The sequence below is a fragment of the Synechococcus sp. BA-120 BA3 genome (assembly GCF_034931285.1).
Classification (GTDB): Bacteria; Cyanobacteriota; Cyanobacteriia; order PCC-6307; family Cyanobiaceae; genus Cyanobium.
Map to the genome: position 1 here is coordinate 1 of NZ_JAYGHZ010000276.1, position 14,674 is coordinate 14,674.

Sequence of the window (14,674 nt, forward strand, 5' to 3'; positions counted from 1 at the left end):
GGCCACCTCAGGGGGCTCGTGGCGCAGCTCGGCGATGTGGGGAAAGCGGACCCGCAGCCGGGCCATGGCCTGCAGGGGCAGGGTGTCGTCGGTGAGGATCGCCCGCACCCGCGCCTCGCTGGCGGCGGCGTGGCAGGGGTCGCCGCAGAGCTCGTCGATGGGCCCCCGCACGGTGCACAGGCGCCGGCCCACCCCCAGGGGCACCACCGCCACGCTGGGCGTGCCGTCGGAAGCCAGCTCCACGATCCGCACCGACTTGACGTGCCGCTCCTCGGAGAAGGAATAGGCCAGGGGGGTGCCCGAGTAGGCCACCCGGGGGCCGTCCAGCTGCTGGGAGGCGTGCAGGTGGCCCAGGGCCACGTAATCGAAGCCCTCGAACGCCGCCACGCTCACCCGGTCGACGTTGCCGATGGTGAGTTCCCGCTCCGACTCCGACGTCTCGCCGCCGGCCACGAAGGTGTGGGCCACCAGCACTGAACGGTGCGCTGGCCGTTGGCGGCGGTCGGCGTGGATCCGCTCGAGGGCCAGGCGGGTCACCTCCTCGTGGCGCAGGCGCACCGGTGCCCCGGCCAGGGCCGGCCCGACCACCGCCGGCTCCAGGTAGGGCAGGGGATAGATGGCCACCGGCGTGCCCCCGTCCCGGGGCGTCACCAGCACCGGCTCGCTGGCCCTGCCCACATCACCCCGCACCGTCACCCCGAAGGCCGAGAGCAGCGGGTCGTACACCGACACCCGCACATGGGAATCGTGGTTGCCGGCGATGGCCACCACGGCGGTGCCGTCGCGGCTCAGCTGGGCCAGGGCCCGGTTGAACAGGTCCACCGCTTCGGCCGGCGGGATGGCCCGGTCGTAGAGGTCGCCGGCGATCAGCACCGCATCGACGGCATGCTCCCGCGCCAGTTCGGCGATCCGCTCGATCGCGGCCTCCTGCTCCTCCAGCAGCGAGGCGCCGTGAAAACAGCGGCCCAGGTGCCAGTCGGAGGTGTGCAGCAGGCGCATCCGCCCAGGCTAGGGAGACCCGCGACGTGCCAGCCCCAGGGCGCGCACCAGGGGCCCGAACGGCCTTAGGAAGCGGCTTTCGTGCAGGCGCCCCTTGAGCACCCGGTGCCAGTACACCCAGGGGAACACCCGCGTTTCCACCAGGAACATGCTCCAGCGCTCCTTGGTGGGATCCACCAGGAACGAACTCACCGGCTGCAGGCTGTAGTCGAACTCCGCCATCACCACGTCGTGGAAGCTGGTGATCAGGGGGCAGGCGGTGTAGCCGTCGTACTGGGCGGGCAGCGGGCGACCATCGAGGTGGGCCAGCAGGTTGGCCACCAGCACCGGCGCCTGGCCACGCACGGCCGCCAGGCTCTTGGCCGTGGGCAGGGAACTCACGTCGCCGAGGGCGAAGACATCGCTGAAGCGCTTGTGCTGGCAGGTGAGTCTGTCGACCTCCACCCATCCCCCCGGACCGGCGATCGCCAGGGGGCTGGCGGCGATCACGTCCGGTGCCGCCATCGGCGGCACCACATGGAGGAGGTCGTAGGGAATCTCCTCCCGCCTGGGCTCCCGGTCCTCGGCCAGCACCTCGAAGACGGCCACCCGCTCCTCGGCGCGCACCTCCACCAGGTTGTGCAGCAGGCGGGTCTCGATGCTCCGGCGTTGCACCACCTGCTCCACGGTGGCGTTGTAGGCCTCCACCGGGTAAAGCGTCGGCTGGGCGCTGCAGAAGATCACCCGGGTGTTCACCCCCACGCCGCTGCTGGCCTGGAAGATGTCGTCGGCCAGGTACATCACCTTCTGGGGGGCGCCACCGCATTTGATCGGCGTGGCCGGATGGGTGAACAGGGCCGTTCCACCAGGGAACCCGCGGATCGCCTTCCAGGTGGCGGCGATGTGGGGGTGGGAGTAATTGCTGACGACTCCGTGGTGGCCAAGGGCCTCCGGTAGGCCCTTGATTCGGCCCCAGTCGAGCTGCAGGCCCGTGGCCACCACCAGCACCTCGTAGCTGAGGGTATCCCCGGCCGCGGTGATCACCCGGCGGGCCTCGGGCTCGAAGACGGCGGCCCGGTCCTGGATCCAGACGGCGCCCGTCGGAATCACGGCGGCCTCCGGTCGATGGGTCTGGGCGTAGGGGAGCAGGCCGGCACCGGCCAGGATCCAGCCGGACTGGTAGGCGTGGACGGAGGCGGGCTCCAGGATCGCCACGTCCAGGCCGGGACGGGCGCGCAGCAGCTGGGCGGCAACGGTGATGCCGGCGGAACCGCCACCGACGATCAGAACGCCGTGGTGACGGGGGTCGTTCGATGCAGCAGCCGCCATTTCCCCCTCACGCCATGGATTCCACTCTGGAGAGGCCCGGCGGCGGTCCGCAGCCCTGCACACATAAGTACATGCGTTCCAACGCATAAACAGATAGAATCAGGGTTCAGTCTCGGGGTCAGGCCGATGGCTCCAGTTCACCGGCGTGAACCCTCCCCCCTGCCGGCTGCTCCGCTGCGGCTCCAGAAGCATGCGGGCATCTTCACCGCGGTGAACCCCTCCGACTGGCTGCGGCACTGGCGCCACCCCAATCACCTGATGCTGGCGGTGCCCTGGCCCGGCTTCTTCGGGCTGATCGGTGCCGGCTACCTGCTGCTCAACCTTCTGTTCGCCCTCCTGTACTGGCTCGATCCCCAGGGCATCGCCGGGGTGGTCGGCGAGACGACCAGCTTCGCCGAGGCCTTCTTCTTCAGCGTCCAGACGCTGGGGTCGATCGGCTACGGGGCCTTCCATCCGGCCAGCCTGTTCACCCATCTGGTGGTCACGATCGAATCGTTGCTGGGGTTGATCGTGATCGCCCTGATGACGGGGATGGCCTTCAGTCGCTTCTCCCGCTCGACGGCACGGATCCTGTTCTCGGACGTGGCCACCGTGCACGACTACGACGGCCTGCCCACCTTGATGTTTCGCCTGGCCAACGAACGCCGCAAGACCATCCTGGAGGCCACGGTTCAGGCCTATCTCGCGATCGATGAGCGCACGACGGAGGGCCATCGGATGCGGCGTCTCCACCCCCTGGCTCTCCGCCGGGATCGCTCCCCCCTGTTTCTGCTCACCTGGACGCTGATGCATCCCATCGATGACCGCAGCCCCCTGCGGGGGCGAACCCCCCGGGATCTGGCCATTGGCGAGGCCGAGATCCTGGTGTCCTTCCGCGGCATCGACGAAACCCTGGAGCGGCCGATCTACGCCCATCACCACCTGCCCGCGTCCCGGGTGCTGTTCGGCCAGGGCTTCGTCGACATGATGCAGGAGGAGGGGCAGGGTCAGAGCATCGACTTCGCCAACTTCAACCGCACCCACGTGTGCCCCGGCGCCGCGGCCACCTGAGCCCGGCCAGGGAGCCACGCTTTATGCGCTAACTGCGTTAACGTTTTACTGTTACCCCAGGCCCTTTGCCATGAAGCCACCCGTCCGCCGCGCCGGGCTGCTGCGCCGAGCCCTTGGCGCCGTGCTCCCCTTGCTGCTGGTTCTGCTGTTTGGAGCCTCTGCTGCCCTGGCGGCCGAAAGCTGGTCGCTCGCCGATGGGACGGGTCATCGGCTCAATGCCAGGGTCTTCGAGCAGCCGTTTCCCGAGTACCCCTCCGGCCTGCGGCTCCGCCTCAATGCCCTGGAGACCGGCACGAGGCTGGATCACCGGGAGGAGCTGGTGCTGAGCGATTCCCTGGGCCAGGAATGGAGCCTGCCCAACCGCAGCGAGGAACTGGTGGAGAAGGGCCGTGGGGCCATCCCCGCCGGTTCGGCCCAGTTCGACCTGGATGCCCTGATGCCCCGGCCCAGTGAGGCGCTGCCCCTGCATCTGACCGTGGCGTCGTCCGAAGGGGACCTGGGCTTCGACCTGACGCCGGATCAGGCGATGGTGCTCCATTCACTGGCGTCGGCGGCCCCGGGGGGCGATCAGGCCTGAGCGGTCCCGGAGGAGCCGCCAGGGCTGGAAACGGCTTCGCCGGCGGCCTGCCAGCCGGCGAAGCTCGGTGGAAAGCCGCGCACGTGGGTGTAGCCGCGCAGGTGCAGGGCCATCACGCCCATGGCCGAGCGAAACCCTGTGGAGCAGTAGAGGACGATCTCTTTGTCCGTGGGGATCTCGCTGAGGTGTTCATCGAGTTCCCTCAAGGGGATGTTGAGGGCCCCAAGGATGTGGCCGGCCCGGTACTCCGAAGGCTGGCGCACATCGATCAGCAGGGTGTTACCGCCCGCCAGCTGGCTTTTCAGGGCTGGAACCGTCCTGAGCGCGTGGAAGTCTGCCGGGAGGGAATGCAGGTACTGGTCCACGGCGCCCTGCATGGGAGAGGTCCCCTGCGGTGCCGCCGCCGCTGAGCCGGAGCCACCCCCCAGCAGCAGAAGCAGCAGGGTGAGGACAAGGCCGCTGAGCGCCTGGGGCAGTGGGTTTCGCATGCGTTGCTCAGGCCTTGTCGAGTTCGACGTCGACTTTGCCACGGAACGCAATGTAATTGTAGATATTGTAGAAGAGCATGATCGGAATCAGTACGCCGATGAAGGTGAGCATGAACACCATCGACGTAACGGAGGAAGAGGCTTCGAAGATGGTGATCGACGGCGGAATGATCGCCGGAAACACCATCACACCCAGACCTGCAAAACTGAGAACGAACAGCAGCACGGTGTACACGAACGGCCACACCTCCTGACCCAGGGCGAGGCTGCGGAACAGCTGCACGATCAGGGCGATGCCGAGCAGGGGCAGGAGCACGAAGAAGGGCAGGAAGGATGGATCGAACAGCCGCGCTCGCAGGGTTTCCGACACGAAGGGGGAGGTGACGGTGATCAGCAGGGCGCCGCCCAGGGTGGTGGCCGCCGCCAGCCGGGCGGTGCGCACGTGCAGCTGCTGCAGTTCGCCGCTCGTCTTGAGGATCAGGTAGGTGGAGCCGATCAGCACATACCCCTGGATCAGGGTGAGGGCCACCACCAGGCTGCTGCCGTTGACCCAGATCCAGGGGGAGCCGATGAAATGGCCATCGGCGTCGGTGGGCAGGCCGGAGAGCACCGTGCCCAGGCAGATCCCCTGGGACGCGGCGGCCAGCAGGCTGCCGATGCCGAAGGTGAGGTTCCAGGGACGCTTGTTCACGGCGTTCTCGCGGAACTCGAAGGCCACCGCCCGCAGGATCAGCCCCAGGATCATCAGGTAGATCGGCCCGTAGAGGGCCTTGAGGATCGTGCCGTAGGCGAGCGGAAAGGCGCCGAACAGCGCCCCGCCCATCAGCACCAGCCAGGTTTCGTTGGCATCCCAGATGGAGCCGAGCGAGGCCATCAGCAGGGTGCGCTGCTGCTCGCTGGGGGAGGTGAGCGACAGGATCCCCACCCCCAGATCGAAGCCGTCGAGGATCACATAGAGGAGCAGGAACAGGGCCAGGATCACGAACCAGACCACCGGCATGAAGACATCGAGGAAGTCCATCAGTCGGTCGGCAGGGGGGGGATCAGGTGGGGGAGGAGGCGGCGCGAACGGCGCCGGTTGGTGGTTCCAGCGACAGCTCGGGACCCTGGCGGATGATGCGGGCGCCGAAGATCAGGGCGAACAGCAGCAGGGTGGCGTAGAGCACGGTGAAGCTGCCCAGGCTGATCAGCACCTCCTGGGCCGGCAGCTGGGAGGCGGCCTCGGAGGTGCGCAGCTGGCCGTAGACCGTCCAGGGCTGCCGGCCGACGCAGCGCACGATCCAGCCCGACTCGATGGCCAGGTAGCCGGCCGGGGCGGCCAGGATCCAGCACCAGCTCAGCCAGGCCTGACGGCGGAAGGTCTCCGGCGTCAGGCCGGTGCGCCACCACAGCAGCACGGTCAGGCCCATCAGGGCGGTGACGGCGATGCCGATGCCCGCCATCAGGCGGAAGGCGTAGAAGATCAGCCCCACCATCCGGGGGCGCTGGTCAGCGGGCCAGCTGTTCAGACCGCGCACGTCCTGGCTGAGCCGGGGCCGGCCTTCGAGGATCCAGCTGAGCCCGCCCGGCAGGCCCACCGCCCAGCGGTTGCGGCCACCGGCCTCATCGGGTGCCGCGATCACGGTCCAGGGGGGGGATTCGCCGGCGGAGCGGTTGTCCCAGAGCGCCTCCATGGCGGCCAGCTTGGTGGGCTGGTGCTCGGCCACCTGCAGGGCGCTTTCGTGGCCCGCCAGGATCTGCAAAGGAGCCACCACCAGCAGGACCACCAGGGCCAGGCGGAAGGAGAAGGAGAAGAAGGCCTCGGCCTTGCCCGCCAGCAGCGACCAGGCGCTGATCGCCGCCACCACCAGCATCGAGGTCTCCACCGTGGCCAGGCTCATGTGCAGAACGCTGCGCAGCATGAACGGGTTGTTGATGGCGGTGAAGTAGTTCTCCACATGGAAATGGCCCTGGCTGAAGCTGCCGCCGGCGGGGGTCTGCAGCCAGGAATTGGCGCTGAGGATCCAGAACACCGAGAGGTTGGCGCCGAAGGCCACCATCACGGTGGAGAGGAAGTGGATCACCGGCGGCACCCGGTTCCAGCCGAACAGCATGATGCCGAGGAAGCCGGCCTCGAGCATGAAGGCCATGGCGCCCTCAAAGCCGAGCACGGCCCCGAAGAAGTCGCCCACGAACTCCGAGAGCGGCGCCCAGTTGGTGCCGAACTGGAACTCCATCGGCAGCCCGGAGGCCACGCCGATGCCGAAGTTGAGCAGGTAGAGCCTGGCCCAGAAGCGGGCCTGCCGGTAGTAGAGGGGGTTCTGGGTGCGCAGCCAGAGGGCTTCGAGGATCACCAGAAAGATCGCCAGTCCGGTGGAGAGCACCGGCCAGAGCATGTGGAAGATGGCCGTCAACGCGAACTGCATCCGCGAGAGAACGACGGTGTCGGCGAGCCAGTCCATCGGGGAGGCGCGGAGGTGAGGAGCTGCCTGGGCTGAGCAGGGGGCTGCTCGAAGGGTCCCCGGCCAGGCTGCATGAGGATGCTCTGATCACGATGACGTTGTGAGCGGATGAACACATGACGTGTTTCCTTCCGTTGCCGTGGCGCCGGCCCCGGTCTTCCCGCCTGTCGAAGCTGCATAGGGTGAAGATGCCGATGGTTGGGAGGGGTCGCTCATGCCAACGTCCTCGGAACTGCGCCGGTTCCTCGCCCTGCTGTGTGGCGTGGCCCTCGGCGGCCTGGTCCCGCTGTCACCGGTGCGGGCCCTGCCCGCCCCCCCTGTGCCGAATCTGGTCGGGCGATGGACCGTGACCGGCCAAGGGGCCGTGCTGTGCAAGGTGGAGGCCTCCCGCTGCAAGACCCATCACCACGGCGACTTCAGCGATCTGGAGGCCACGGTGGAGATCACCCGGCAGCAGGGCCGGCTGATGCATGGCGTCTTTCGCTCGAAGTACGCCAGCGAGAAGTTCGTGGCCACGATCGGCTACGACAACAGGAGTTTCTATCTGGTGGATGAGGACGGCTTCGCCGAGGGGCGCATCCTCGATGGCCGGCGCCTTCAGGTGGTGTACCGGCACAGCACCGATCTCGACGCCGTGGTCGATCTGAGCACCTGGACGCGCCGCTGATCGGCGCTGGGCGCCAATGGCTTCATGTGATCAGGCCCATGCCGTGATGGAATGGGCCATGCTGGAGCCATGAACCCTTCCACCCCGGCCTCCACCGCTGAGGCGAGCCACTGGGACCAGCGCTATCGGCAGGGCGGCGACGGCTGGGAGCTGGGCCGGCCGGCTCCGCCCCTCGAACGGTTTCTGCGCTCGCACCCGCTGGCACCCCGCCCGCCGGGACAGGTGCTGGTGCCGGGCTGCGGTCGCGGCCATGAGGCGGCCCTGCTCGAGGCGCTCGGCTTCGACGTCATCGGTCTGGATTTCAGTGACGAGGCCCTGGGCGCCGCCCGTGCGCTGCACGGCCAGGACCATTCCGGCCTGCGCTGGCTGCAGGCCGACCTGTTCGACCGGCAGGCCCTGGCGGCGGCGGGTCTGGCGCCGGCAAGCCTCACGGGGATCGTGGAGCACACCTGCTTCTGCGCCATCGATCCGGAGCGGCGCGACGACTACATCGCCACCGCCAGCCACCTGCTGGCACCCGGGGGCTGGCTGCTGGCGCTGTTCTGGTGCCACGGCAAGCCAGGCGGTCCCCCCTGGGGCAGTGACCCTGCCGTGGTGGCCGCCCAGCTGGGCCGGGCCGGCCTGGTGCCGGAGATCTGGGAGCCGGCCACCGGTTCGGTGGACCAGCGCCGCGACGAATGGCTGGGCCTCTGGCGCCGGCTGGCAGCGCCCGGCCCCTCCGCAGGGGGGCCACCATGCTGAGCACCCTTGGGGATCGGCTGCGGACCTGGGGCTTCTCCTGGGAGGGTCTGCGGGACAACCGCCACGGCGAATGGTGGGTGCTGGGGCAGATGCTCCTGATCGCTGCCCACTGGCTGCCACCGACCCCTTCCCCCTCGGCGCTCGGGATCCACTGGCCCCTGGCCCTGCGCCTGCTCGGCGGGCTCACCTTCCTGATCGGGCTGGCGGTCGGCGCCCAAGGGGCTCTCAACCTCGGGGCCAGCCTCACGCCGCTGCCGGAGCCGATTCCCGGAGCGCCCCTGGTGACCGAGGGGGCCTATGCCCGCTGCCGCCACCCCTTGTATCAGGCACTGCTGCTCTGTTCCCTGGGGGTGGCGATCGCCCTCGGCAGCCTGCTGCACCTGGGCCTGCTGCTGGCCCTGGCGACGCTGCTCAGCCTCAAGGCACGACGGGAGGAGCGGCGCCTGTGTCTGCTGCACCCCGGCTACGCCGAGGCCATGGCGTCCACTCCGGCGATCGTTCCCTTCATGCCCGGCCTCGACTGGAGGGTGTGCTCAGACCCGGCCTGATCCCAGCGACACCCGGTTCCAGGGCATGGCGGCCAGCAGGCGTGCCATGCCGCAGAAGCCCGAGACGCCGGCGAAGGTGAGCCCGGCCCCCACGAAGCCGCTCAGCCAGATCCAGCCCGGCGCCACGGTCTGGGACAGGATCACCCCCAGCAGCACCAGGCTGCCGGCGACGATCTGCACCTGGCGCATCAGCGGCAGCGGCGCCCCCTTGAGCTTGCGCACCGGCAGGCCGGCCTGCTGCCAGGCGGGCACACCACCGAGCAGGTCGGCGACGGGATGGGGATGGCCCTGCTGGAGCAGCTGGGCGAGGCCCTTGCCGCTGCGGTTGCCGCTCTGGCAGACCAGCACCAGCGGGCCGCGGGGCAGGTCGGCCTGGGCCAGGCGGGAGAGGGGAACGTTGAGGCTGCCGGCGATGTGGCCGGTGGCGAACTCCATCGGCTCGCGCACATCGATCACGGTGACGTCACCGGCCGCCAGCTGGTCGGCGAGGTCGTGGGCACTGATGCGGCTGGGGGTGGTCATGGGCTTGGCGGTCATGGGTGTGGCGGTCATGGGTGTGGCGGTCATGGAGGGAGGAGGAAGGGGAGGGAAATCCAGTGGGCTGCGGGTGCTTCAGGCCTGGACGACCCCCTCGAGGGGGAAGCCTTCGGCGGCCCAGCGGTTCAGGCCGCCGTGGAGGTTCGCCACCTGCTGGCGGCCCGCCTTGAGCAGCTGCTGGGTGGCCAGGGCCGAGCGGCTGCCCGAATGGCAGACCACCACCAGCGGGCGATCGGTGGGGATCTCGCCGGAGCGGCTCTCCAGCTCCGGCAGGGGGATCAGCAGGCTGCCGGCCACGCGCCCGTCGGGCCCGTCGAATTCCTCGGCGGAGCGCACATCCAGCACCGTGACATCGCCGCGATGGGCGGCCACCCAGGCCGGGGCGAGTTCGGGCAGTCCGGCGTAGCTGCGGGCCATGGGCGCCCAGGCGGGGGCGGCGCTGACGTCGCGGGGCTTGCCGGAGCGCATGTTGCCGGGCAGGGCCTGGGCGATCCGGTGGGGATGGGGCAGGCGCATGTTCTCCATGTGGCCCACGAAGTCCCGCTCGGTGGCGTTGCCGCCGAGGCGGGCGTTGAAGGCCTTCTCCTCGGTGACGGAGGTGACGCTGCGGCCGGTGTAGTCGTGGCCGGGGTAGAGCAGGCAGTGGTCGGGAAGGGTGAGGATCTGGCCGGTGATCGAGGCCCAGAGCGTGTGGGCGTTGCCCTGCTGGAAGTCGCATCGGCCGCAGCCCCGCACCAGCAGGGCGTCGCCGGTGAAGGCCATCGTGTGGTCGTCGAGGACGAAGCTGAGGCAGCCGTCGGTGTGGCCGGGGGTGGCGCGCACCTCCACATGGCGGCCGCCGAAGAGGACGCGGTCGCCGTGCTTCAGGGGACGGGTGACGTTCTCGGCGCCGACGCAGGCCGCCAGGCCGATGGCGCAGCCGGTGGCCTCGTGCATCAGCCAGCTGCCCGTCACGTGGTCGGCATGGGCATGGGTGTCGATCGAGGCCACCAGTTGGAGGCCCAGCTCCCGGATCAGGGCCAGGTCGCGGTCGTGCTGCTCGAAGACCGAGTCGATCAGCAGGGCCTGGCGACTGGCCACATCCGCCAGCAGATAGGTGAAGGTGCCGGTGTCGGCGTCGAACAGCTGGCGGAACAGCAGCGGGGCGCCCCCGGCGGCGGCGGCGAGGGACAGGGAGGGCGCGGGCGCGACAGCCATGGGTGCTCAAACATCAACTGTTATGAGTATAGCCGCATAACAGTGGATCGATCACGTGGATGCTGGAACCGCCGCCGAGCTCAGCAGTTTCTGGACGATGGCCACGCCGCTGATCGCCTGCCAGCCGAACAGCAGCAGCACGCCGCCGTTGAGCGCGATGTGCAGGCCCCGGGCCCAGTCCTTGCCCTTCTGCAGGGAGGGCCCCAGGGAGGCTGTGGCGATCACGAGCAGGGCAACGGCCAGGCCGACGAACAGGTGCGGACCCAGGATCAGCTTGCCGTTCTTCAGGAACGTGGCCCCCATCCCGCCGGCGGCGCCGAGCAGGGTGAGGCCCAGGATCACCAGCCCGAGCTGGCCATGGCGCTGGGCGTAGCGCAGCGGCAGCATGGCCTTGCGTTCCTCCGGCCCCACCTTGCGGATCTGGCTGGATTTGAGGCCGAGGTAGCCCGAATAGAGCATCAAGCCCAGCAGGCCCCACATCAGGACGGGGTGGACGAAGTTGAGGGCGAAGGGCATCACACCGGGGCGAGGGCATCCACCCCACTCTCAGCAGGGGTTCCTGGGGTGATTCCGCAGCCAACCTGGAGATTGCCGGCCGCCGTGATCAGCGCCTCAAGGCGCCAGCCGCTCGATGGTCCAGGCCCCAGCCCCCCCCGCTTCCTGGTTCGCCTCGGCGGGCCGGTAGCGGAAGCGATCGTGCAGGCGGTTGCTGCGGCCCTGCCAGAACTCGAACTCGAACGGCACCACCCGCAGGCCGCCCCAGGCCGGCGGCAGCGGCACCTCGCCGTCGGCGAAGCGGCGCTTCATGGCGTCCCACTGCATCTCCAGGATCGAGCGGGAGCCGATCACGGCGCTCTGCTGCGACACCCAGGCCCCCAGCCGGCTTCCGACGGGCCGCGAGAGGAAGTAGGCCAGCGATTCGGCGGCGCTGATCCGCTCGGCCCGGCCCAGGATGGCCACCTGCCGCTCCAGCCCGTACCAGGGGAACAACAGGCTCACCTCCGGATGGGCGGCGATCTCGGTGGCCTTGCGGCTTTCGTAGTGGGTGAAGAACACGAAGCCCCGCGCGTCGAAGGCCTTGAGCAGCACGGTGCGGGCGCTGGGGCGCACACCATCGCTGGTGCCCAGCACCATGGCGTTGGGCTCGTCGAGGGCGGCGGCCACCGCCTGATCGAACCAGCGGCGGAACTGCGCCACCGGATCGGCCGCCAGATCCCCCCGCCGCAGGGCCTGGCGGCGGTAGTCGCGGCGCAGCTGGGCGGGGTCGGTGGGGTCCGGGGGCATCAGGTGGGGATCAGGCGCAGGGCGGAACTGCCGCCCGCCACGGCCCCGCAGCCCAGGCGGCGATCGAAGCTCACCAATGTGCCGCCATGGTGCACCGCCAGTGCCAGGAGATAGCTGTCGGTGATTTGCCCCGCCTCCAGCAACTGAGTGGCGTCGACCAGTGGAGCTTCGCCCCCTGGTGCGGCGAGCAGGCTGATGACGTCCGGCCAGAAGTGGTGCCGTGGATGGCGGATGAGCTCCTGCATCAGGGGCGCCACCACCGCCGGTGGCCCCGGGCTGTTGGGGTAACGCGGCTGCCCCAGGATCCGCAGCACCGCGTTCTGGGTGAGCGGACAGGTGGCCCAGCCCGCCGACGGGGTGCTGGCGAACCAGCCATGGGCCTGCTCGTGGTGCACATGGCGCGGGTCGAGCAGGGCGATCAGCACGTTCACATCCAGCAGGGCCTCGCTCATGGCAGGTCGTCGCGCAGGCTGTTGACCAGCGCGAGGTCCACCGGCGCCCCCTCCGGCTTCCAGGGCAGCAGGGGCAAGCCGTTGCGGTGGCTGGGACCGGTGCCGGCGTCGTCAGGGGGCGGGGCCACCAGCCCCTGGCGGGCCAGTGCGCTGATCACGGCCCCCAGGCTGGTGCCCCTCTGCCGGGCCAGCACCCGGGCCGCCGCCAGCACGTCGTCATCGAGCTGCAGGGTCGTACGCATCTGATGACAAAGCATCAAGCATCAGCTTAGTGGCCCCACTTCGGTGGCTTCGGGTAGGACGAAAAGCCGCAGACGCGTTTCCGTCACCCCACCCCACGCTCATCGGCCCTCCGACTGATCCGCCTCAGAGCGCCAGAACGCCGCTGGGGCAAGGATCCTGCAGCCTGCGTGCTCCCCTGTGGCGAGGAGATCCCTGTCGCCGGTGACGAGCCAGATACAGGCACCAGCGCGGGCCGTGGCCAGAATCCAGTCGGCGTCGGGATCGCGGCAGACAGCTGCGACCAGAGGCACTGGCACGACGAGCTCTGCCTTCGCCGTCAGCAGCTGGCTTGCGGCCTCGGTGACAGTCCCCGGCACACGAAATCTGCCGGCCAGCTTCACGACACCAGGCGGAAGACGTCGTCATCGGTGAAGACCCCCTGGGCCTCGGCGTACGGAACCATGGCGGCCCCAAGGCCCGGAAGCGGCGCGCCATGAGGTAGGCCCGCAGGCCGTCGCGGACCAGATCGCTGCGCGAGATCCCCTCCGCGGCCGTGGCCTGGTCGAGCTCGTCCGTGAGGTCCGCAGGGAGGCTGATGGACAGGCCTTCCCGCATGGCAGAGCTGGACGGGGAGTGCAGTCCTGGCGCCATGGCACCCAGGATGGCCTGAGCCTTCCGGCATCACTGGATCCTGAAAAGCAACAACTCCTCGCTTACTTCGAGGTCGGTGATGTGCGGAGCGTAGCCAGGGCTTGAAAGACCAGCGGATCAACGTCCGCGATTCCAGCGATGACCTCCAGGTCATCTGATCTGCCGCGCTTTACAAGTCTTTGAACGGCTCTGATTCCTCTTCAGCACCTTCACGCTCACTGCAGTGGATCACTCCATCGCGTTCGCCGAGCCGAACAACGATCCCGATGATCTCTCCTTCATAGGCATGGCAGAGAGCCTCTTCAGGAAACCTGCTCAGTTCCTCAATCAGGCTTTTCACAGTTCTCATTCGCGGGATCCGCGTTTAGATCTCTTCCGAGCATAGGGAACTCACCCCAATGTCCGCAGGATGTCCTTCATCAGCAGCACCAGATGCAAGGGGTCGGTGGGGGACGGCTCAAACTCTGGAATGAGATGCAGATAGAACGCCCTGGCTGATGCGCTCTCGGCATGGACGAGCAACCCTCGGCATCCCACTTCGGAGCCGATCTGGGCCGTTCGGCTGATCACATCCGCAAGTAGAGCGGCACCGAGGCCTTGCCCCTCATGCTGAAGGTCGACGCCAAGCCGGGCCAGCAGGGCAACGGGCTGGGGATAGCGGCCAGCACCTTTTCTCAGGCGCGGTGGAGCCTGGGCAGGAGTGATGCTGGCCATGCACCAGCCGTAGTAGGCCACCACATCACTGCCGCCGTCTTCGTTGACCACGAACACCCTCCTGGTGCCGCCACGGGCATGGGCCTGGCGGGCGTGCTGTCTCAACCAGATCGTCTGCTCTTCTGATCGGCATTCGAAACCCTCACGGCGGTCACTGGACGCCAGCAGCCTGGGTGACAGGTAGCCGGCGCTCACTCCTGGAACGGTGAGGGCCGATCCATGAGCTCGCGCAGGCCCTTCAGCGACCGTGCCGGCCGTTGGTTGACGCGCTCCCAGGCCTCCAGCGCCTCGGGGTCAAGGCGGAACCCTTCGCGGTCGGCAAGCACCTGCTGGGCGGCCAGGCGCAGATGGGTGATCACGAATCCCGTGAGATCGGTGCCGGAAGCAGCCACCGCCCGATCAATCAGTTGGCGGTCCTCCGCCGTGGCCCGAACTTCCAGGCGCCGATCGCGGGCGCGGGTGGGGGCGGTGTCCATCGGCCGGCCTCTTTGTACGTCCATCGTACGGCCAGAGTCAGCCCATGGTTGTGAGACGCCGGTGGCACTTCCGAGTGCAGCCGCCCCAGCCCCTTGGCCACCCGTGCCGTCTACTCGTTCACCGGTTTTCCCGGCGTCCCGGAGCGCCACCTCTACCTCCACCACGACGGCTACCCCACCGGCGCCGCCTGGCGTTTCGCCACGGCCCTGCGCCTGCGGCCGGAGCCGGAGGCCTTCGTGGCCGCGTTCTTGGCCAGCCAGCCCGGCGCCGAACCCCTGGCGGCGCCCGAGCAGGCCGCCGATGCCGAGTACCGCTACCGGG

The 14,674-nt window shown here is 69.0% G+C and carries 19 protein-coding genes and 1 pseudogene; 6 read left to right on the forward strand and 14 right to left on the reverse strand.

The genetic code is table 11. The annotated features are described in order from the left end of the window. On the reverse strand, positions 1 to 999 hold a 999-nt coding region (locus VB737_RS10730; RefSeq protein ID WP_500312857.1), incomplete at its 3' end, for an exonuclease SbcCD subunit D. A 9-nt stretch (positions 1,000 to 1,008) separates the two neighbouring features. Next, positions 1,009 to 2,307: an NAD(P)/FAD-dependent oxidoreductase gene (locus tag VB737_RS10735; RefSeq protein WP_500312859.1), complete on the reverse strand. Its 1,299-nt coding sequence runs from the start codon at positions 2,305 to 2,307 to the stop codon at positions 1,009 to 1,011. Between the two features lie 126 nt (positions 2,308 to 2,433). Here VB737_RS10735 and VB737_RS10740 point away from each other — a divergent pair, with 126 nt between their 5' ends. Further along, positions 2,434 to 3,357 carry an ion channel gene (locus tag VB737_RS10740; protein WP_500312861.1) on the forward strand — a complete coding sequence of 308 codons (924 nt, stop codon included), beginning with the start codon at positions 2,434 to 2,436 and terminating at the stop codon, positions 3,355 to 3,357. Positions 3,358 to 3,427: 70 nt separating this feature from the next. Then, complete coding sequence (locus tag VB737_RS10745; RefSeq protein WP_500312863.1) at positions 3,428 to 3,934, forward strand: DUF3122 domain-containing protein; 507 nt, start codon at positions 3,428 to 3,430, stop codon at positions 3,932 to 3,934. On the opposite strand, the gene VB737_RS10750 is transcribed toward VB737_RS10745, so the two are convergent. From VB737_RS10750 to VB737_RS10760, 3 genes are read right to left on the reverse strand one after another with little or no spacing between them, the layout of a single operon-like run. Next, complete coding sequence (locus VB737_RS10750) at positions 3,925 to 4,422, reverse strand: rhodanese-like domain-containing protein (RefSeq protein WP_500312865.1); 498 nt, start codon at positions 4,420 to 4,422, stop codon at positions 3,925 to 3,927. The two genes, VB737_RS10745 and VB737_RS10750, sit on opposite strands and share 10 nt — an antisense overlap. Before the next feature lie 7 nt (positions 4,423 to 4,429). Continuing rightward, entirely contained in the window at positions 4,430 to 5,443 is a 1,014-nt protein-coding gene (cydB, locus tag VB737_RS10755; RefSeq protein WP_500312866.1) for a cytochrome d ubiquinol oxidase subunit II, read from the reverse strand. Between the two features lie 22 nt (positions 5,444 to 5,465). Then, a complete protein-coding gene (locus tag VB737_RS10760; protein ID WP_500312868.1) occupies positions 5,466 to 6,863 on the reverse strand; it encodes a cytochrome ubiquinol oxidase subunit I in 1,398 nt (465 codons plus the stop codon). 214 nt (positions 6,864 to 7,077) lie between these two features. On the opposite strand from VB737_RS10760, the gene VB737_RS10765 reads away from it, so the two are divergent. From VB737_RS10765 to VB737_RS10775, 3 genes are all read left to right on the forward strand, one after another. Then, positions 7,078 to 7,530 (forward strand): hypothetical protein, encoded by a 453-nt coding sequence (locus VB737_RS10765; RefSeq protein WP_500312870.1) that lies wholly within the window; start codon positions 7,078 to 7,080, stop codon positions 7,528 to 7,530. A gap of 69 nt (positions 7,531 to 7,599) precedes the next feature. Next, positions 7,600 to 8,271, forward strand: coding sequence for a methyltransferase domain-containing protein (locus VB737_RS10770; protein ID WP_500312871.1), 672 nt, complete (start codon positions 7,600 to 7,602; stop codon positions 8,269 to 8,271). Further along, positions 8,265 to 8,819 (forward strand): methyltransferase family protein, encoded by a 555-nt coding sequence (locus VB737_RS10775; protein WP_500312873.1) that lies wholly within the window; start codon positions 8,265 to 8,267, stop codon positions 8,817 to 8,819. The genes VB737_RS10770 and VB737_RS10775 overlap by 7 nt, the downstream gene beginning before the upstream one ends. Here VB737_RS10775 and VB737_RS10780 read toward each other — a convergent pair. The 9 genes from VB737_RS10780 to VB737_RS10820 form a co-directional block, all read right to left on the reverse strand. Continuing rightward, on the reverse strand, positions 8,805 to 9,386 hold the full coding sequence (locus VB737_RS10780; protein WP_500312874.1) for a rhodanese-like domain-containing protein: 582 nt from the start codon (positions 9,384 to 9,386) through the stop codon (positions 8,805 to 8,807). The genes VB737_RS10775 and VB737_RS10780 overlap by 15 nt on opposite strands. 45 nt (positions 9,387 to 9,431) lie before the next feature. Next, on the reverse strand, positions 9,432 to 10,553 hold the full coding sequence (locus VB737_RS10785; protein ID WP_500312876.1) for a rhodanese-like domain-containing protein: 1,122 nt from the start codon (positions 10,551 to 10,553) through the stop codon (positions 9,432 to 9,434). A gap of 51 nt (positions 10,554 to 10,604) precedes the next feature. Further along, on the reverse strand, positions 10,605 to 11,069 hold the full coding sequence (locus VB737_RS10790; protein WP_500312878.1) for a DUF4079 domain-containing protein: 465 nt from the start codon (positions 11,067 to 11,069) through the stop codon (positions 10,605 to 10,607). Between the two features lie 96 nt (positions 11,070 to 11,165). Further along, positions 11,166 to 11,837: a pyridoxamine 5'-phosphate oxidase gene (gene pdxH, locus VB737_RS10795; protein WP_500312879.1), complete on the reverse strand. Its 672-nt coding sequence runs from the start codon at positions 11,835 to 11,837 to the stop codon at positions 11,166 to 11,168. Then, a complete protein-coding gene (locus VB737_RS10800) occupies positions 11,837 to 12,289 on the reverse strand; it encodes a TA system VapC family ribonuclease toxin (RefSeq protein WP_500312881.1) in 453 nt (150 codons plus the stop codon). The genes pdxH and VB737_RS10800 overlap by 1 nt, the downstream gene beginning before the upstream one ends. After that, positions 12,286 to 12,531, reverse strand: coding sequence for a ribbon-helix-helix domain-containing protein (locus VB737_RS10805; protein ID WP_500312882.1), 246 nt, complete (start codon positions 12,529 to 12,531; stop codon positions 12,286 to 12,288). Before VB737_RS10805 ends, VB737_RS10800 begins: the two co-directional genes overlap by 4 nt. Positions 12,532 to 12,655: 124 nt before the next feature. Beyond that, positions 12,656 to 13,162 carry a CopG family ribbon-helix-helix protein gene (locus VB737_RS10810; protein WP_500312884.1) on the reverse strand — a complete coding sequence of 169 codons (507 nt, stop codon included), beginning with the start codon at positions 13,160 to 13,162 and terminating at the stop codon, positions 12,656 to 12,658. A gap of 390 nt (positions 13,163 to 13,552) precedes the next feature. Then, complete coding sequence (locus VB737_RS10815; RefSeq protein ID WP_500312885.1) at positions 13,553 to 13,981, reverse strand: GNAT family N-acetyltransferase; 429 nt, start codon at positions 13,979 to 13,981, stop codon at positions 13,553 to 13,555. A gap of 86 nt (positions 13,982 to 14,067) precedes the next feature. Beyond that, positions 14,068 to 14,352: a type II toxin-antitoxin system TacA family antitoxin gene (locus VB737_RS10820; RefSeq protein ID WP_500312886.1), complete on the reverse strand. Its 285-nt coding sequence runs from the start codon at positions 14,350 to 14,352 to the stop codon at positions 14,068 to 14,070. A gap of 93 nt (positions 14,353 to 14,445) precedes the next feature. On the opposite strand from VB737_RS10820, the pseudogene VB737_RS10825 reads away from it, so the two are divergent. Then, positions 14,446 to 14,674: pseudogene (locus tag VB737_RS10825) on the forward strand (hypothetical protein); the annotation flags it as partial.

Excerpts from the sequence above, each read along its gene's own strand:
- VB737_RS10735 (WP_500312859.1), bottom strand. The coding sequence starts at position 2,307 with ATGGCGGCTGCTGCATCGAACGACCCCCGTCACCACGGCGTTCTGATC.
- VB737_RS10740 (WP_500312861.1), top strand. The coding sequence starts at position 2,434 with ATGGCTCCAGTTCACCGGCGTGAACCCTCCCCCCTGCCGGCTGCTCCG.
- VB737_RS10745 (WP_500312863.1), top strand. The coding sequence starts at position 3,428 with ATGAAGCCACCCGTCCGCCGCGCCGGGCTGCTGCGCCGAGCCCTTGGC.
- VB737_RS10750 (WP_500312865.1), bottom strand. The coding sequence starts at position 4,422 with ATGCGAAACCCACTGCCCCAGGCGCTCAGCGGCCTTGTCCTCACCCTG.
- cydB (WP_500312866.1), bottom strand. The coding sequence starts at position 5,443 with ATGGACTTCCTCGATGTCTTCATGCCGGTGGTCTGGTTCGTGATCCTG.
- VB737_RS10760 (WP_500312868.1), bottom strand. The coding sequence starts at position 6,863 with ATGGACTGGCTCGCCGACACCGTCGTTCTCTCGCGGATGCAGTTCGCG.
- VB737_RS10765 (WP_500312870.1), top strand. The coding sequence starts at position 7,078 with ATGCCAACGTCCTCGGAACTGCGCCGGTTCCTCGCCCTGCTGTGTGGC.
- VB737_RS10770 (WP_500312871.1), top strand. The coding sequence starts at position 7,600 with ATGAACCCTTCCACCCCGGCCTCCACCGCTGAGGCGAGCCACTGGGAC.
- VB737_RS10775 (WP_500312873.1), top strand. The coding sequence starts at position 8,265 with ATGCTGAGCACCCTTGGGGATCGGCTGCGGACCTGGGGCTTCTCCTGG.
- VB737_RS10780 (WP_500312874.1), bottom strand. The coding sequence starts at position 9,386 with ATGACCGCCACACCCATGACCGCCACACCCATGACCGCCAAGCCCATG.
- VB737_RS10785 (WP_500312876.1), bottom strand. The coding sequence starts at position 10,553 with ATGGCTGTCGCGCCCGCGCCCTCCCTGTCCCTCGCCGCCGCCGCCGGG.
- VB737_RS10790 (WP_500312878.1), bottom strand. The coding sequence starts at position 11,069 with ATGCCCTTCGCCCTCAACTTCGTCCACCCCGTCCTGATGTGGGGCCTG.
- pdxH (WP_500312879.1), bottom strand. The coding sequence starts at position 11,837 with ATGCCCCCGGACCCCACCGACCCCGCCCAGCTGCGCCGCGACTACCGC.
- VB737_RS10800 (WP_500312881.1), bottom strand. The coding sequence starts at position 12,289 with ATGAGCGAGGCCCTGCTGGATGTGAACGTGCTGATCGCCCTGCTCGAC.
- VB737_RS10805 (WP_500312882.1), bottom strand. The coding sequence starts at position 12,531 with ATGCGTACGACCCTGCAGCTCGATGACGACGTGCTGGCGGCGGCCCGG.
- VB737_RS10810 (WP_500312884.1), bottom strand. The coding sequence starts at position 13,162 with ATGGCGCCAGGACTGCACTCCCCGTCCAGCTCTGCCATGCGGGAAGGC.
- VB737_RS10820 (WP_500312886.1), bottom strand. The coding sequence starts at position 14,352 with ATGGACACCGCCCCCACCCGCGCCCGCGATCGGCGCCTGGAAGTTCGG.